The organism is Acetobacter pomorum (genome assembly GCF_002738225.1).
In the GTDB taxonomy this organism is placed as follows: domain Bacteria; phylum Pseudomonadota; class Alphaproteobacteria; order Acetobacterales; family Acetobacteraceae; genus Acetobacter; species Acetobacter pomorum.
Genome location: NZ_PEBQ01000041.1, coordinates 1 through 2004, shown reverse-complemented (window position 1 = coordinate 2004; position 2004 = coordinate 1). Strand labels below are relative to the sequence as shown.

Sequence of the window (2004 nt, the reverse complement as noted above, 5' to 3'; positions counted from 1 at the left end):
CAGCGGCGCAGACGCCGGTGCACGTTTTTCCAGTCCCCGAAACGGGCAGGAAGGTCGCGCCATGGAATGCCCGCGCGATAGCGATACAGCACCGCCTCCACGAACAGACGGTTGTCCGCCGCAGTGCCGCCGACATAGCCTTCTCGACCGGGAAGAAGATCCTTTATCCGCTCCCACTGGTCATCGCGTAAACTATAGCGCCGCATCTCTCTGTCTCCTCCAAAAAACGGGAAAACAGACAGCACACGCAGACACAAACTACAACCCTCACGTGCCACTCTCAGGGCTTAACTGACGACACGCCGTAAGCTCCACCCCAACCACGTTCATCCCGCGCTGCAGAAGCCAGTGAATATCCAGAGTTTTACCACATAATGGCACAAAAACACGTGCGCCCTCTTTAAGCCCCAAAACAGGAAAATATTTGACTAAAAGTGGATTAACAGCGGCAAGATGAAAGCCAATTTGGTTTTTCTGCTATTTCATATTCCAGAATTGTGCATCCATTTTGGCCTCTTTCTACTATAAAATTATTCAAACCATGTTTATGCTTGGCGCGTAAACAATAAAGCAAACACCCTGTTTTTACAGGACATTCAGTCTTACACTCTGTATCAGAAAGTTGTCTCTCATGCGTAAACTTTATGTTTATGATCACTGCCCATTCTGTATCAAAGCCAGAATGATTTTTGGCCTCAAAAACATTCCTGTTGAGCTTGTTGTTCTTCAAAATGATGATGAAGCAACGCCCATTGGCATGATCGGCCAGAAAATGCTGCCTATTCTGGAAGAAAACGGGCATTATATGGGGGAAAGTCTGGATATTATTGCGCAGATAGACCAGGAAGGAACGCCTCTTCTTACAGTTCCCGCTCGACCAGAAATTTCTGATTGGATCAGCCGTTCAAGCTCTTTGCTGTATAGGCAGTTCCTGCCCCGCGCAGCAGCAGCACCTTTTCCAGAATTTTCCACCACATCCGGGCGCGCATACTTTATCCGCAAAAAAGAGGCTTCAACCGGCCCATTTTGCGAGATTTTTAATGAAGGAACAGAGGCCCTTCTTCCTTTAAATGCATTGTTAGAAGACTTAGCCCCTCTCCTGCCTGAACCATCTGCGCTTCAGGGCCAGCTCTCTTATGATGATATCCATCTGTTTGCGCACCTGCATAGTTTCTCCATCATCAAAGGGCTCACCTACCCTACTGCGGTAGAGCACTATAGGCAGGCACTTTCCGAGCGATCGGGCATTCCTTTGCTGGATGCTGTAGCCGTCTGATTATAAAAAACTTTTCCTGTGTTGCGTTTGTCGAGAATTCATAATCAGAAACACAGGAAAAGTTTGTATATAAATAAACACATGAAATAATACATTAGTAATTGTTTTATAAATCCTGATTTTAAAAAAGTAATTTTGTTTTTATTGTAAAATTATATATTTATTTTCACATATTATAATTTCCGAAAAGTAATATATTGTAAAACTTTTCCGTTGAAAATTTTATCAGAAAATATTATCAAGGCAATGTTATGACAACTGGCATAAGGAGAGGCCTTTCCTTTAGAATTGTAATTCTTCCACATCATCAAATGGTTTCGTTTTCTTGTGGTCTTTAGATGGGTGCTCGTTTTATATTATTGCAATAATATAAAACCATAATCTGTTTACTCTCAGATTTTTTCTTTTCCCCATCTGGCAAGCAGATACATCCAGCTATCGCATAGTGCCGCAGACCCGCTGCGCTCTTTTTTCCCTCAGACACATGTCCTGAGGCTTTTATGGTTAGAAGCCCCTATTGGCTTTCACCATTCAGGCGCGGACTTCTCCCGAACCGTATTTTTCCACAAGATTCCGGAGTGAACGGCCATTTGGCATCACCCGGAGAATTGCAGTCAGCCAGCATATTCCGCACTTCGGTGGAATATCCCGTCAAAATGACGGTTGCCTGTGTAAAGAGGAGTATCTCCCCTTGAAACAGACAGACCCTCTGTCGCCTCCGCCTGCAT

At 44.5% G+C, this 2004-nt stretch carries 2 protein-coding genes and 1 pseudogene; 1 reads left to right on the top strand and 2 read right to left on the bottom strand.

What is annotated here, in order from left to right; genetic code table 11:
* Both CSR02_RS03215 and CSR02_RS16965 read right to left on the bottom strand, forming a co-directional pair.
* The coding region (locus CSR02_RS03215; RefSeq protein ID WP_143225526.1) for a transposase at positions 1 to 206 on the bottom strand (206 nt) is incomplete at its 3' end.
* A gap of 67 nt (positions 207 to 273) precedes the next feature.
* Positions 274 to 465, bottom strand: a pseudogene (locus CSR02_RS16965) (thiopurine S-methyltransferase); the annotation flags it as partial.
* A 166-nt stretch (positions 466 to 631) separates the two neighbouring features.
* On the opposite strand from CSR02_RS16965, the gene grxB reads away from it, so the two are divergent.
* Positions 632 to 1276 (top strand): glutaredoxin 2, encoded by a 645-nt coding sequence (grxB, locus tag CSR02_RS03205; RefSeq protein WP_099540556.1) that lies wholly within the window; start codon positions 632 to 634, stop codon positions 1274 to 1276.
* The last annotated feature ends 728 nt before the right edge of the window (positions 1277 to 2004 follow it).

Excerpts from the sequence above, each read along its gene's own strand:
- grxB (WP_099540556.1), top strand. The coding sequence starts at position 632 with ATGCGTAAACTTTATGTTTATGATCACTGCCCATTCTGTATCAAAGCC.